Raw genomic sequence first — 434 nt, forward strand, 5'->3', positions numbered from 1 at the left:
AGCTTGCGCTTGGCGCCGGCGCCGCGGATGTCATAGATGCCGGTCGCGGCCGCGCGGCGTATTTCGGAAAGCGTGTAGTCGTCGAAGGTCGCGGACTTGCGTGGCGTCGTCGGCGGGTTGCGGTAGGTCATCTTGCCTCAATACGCGTCGGCGTTGTCGATATTGAAATTGTAGAGCTTCCGGGCCGAGCCGTAGCGCTTGAACTCCGAAGCTTCGACGTCGGTGACGCCGGCCTTGTCGAGCAGGCCCTGCAGCAGTTCGATATGCTCGGGCCGCATCTCCTTGGCGATGCAGTCGGCACCCAGGCTTTCGACCTTGCCGCGCACGAAGAGCCGCGCCTCATAGATGGAATCGCCCAGGGCGTCGCCGGCATCGCCCAGCACCACCAGATTACCGGACTGCGCCATGAAGGCCGACATGTGGCCGATATTGCC

General features: G+C 63.8%; 1 pseudogene. It reads right to left on the minus strand.

Annotated features, from left to right (window positions below):
• Nucleotides 1-137: 137 nt before the first annotated feature.
• Nucleotides 138-434, minus strand: a pseudogene (locus tag EOA60_RS37055) (protein GlxC); the annotation flags it as partial.

Source organism: Mesorhizobium sp. M1A.F.Ca.IN.020.06.1.1 (assembly GCF_004023265.1).
Lineage (GTDB): Bacteria > Pseudomonadota > Alphaproteobacteria > Rhizobiales > Rhizobiaceae > Mesorhizobium.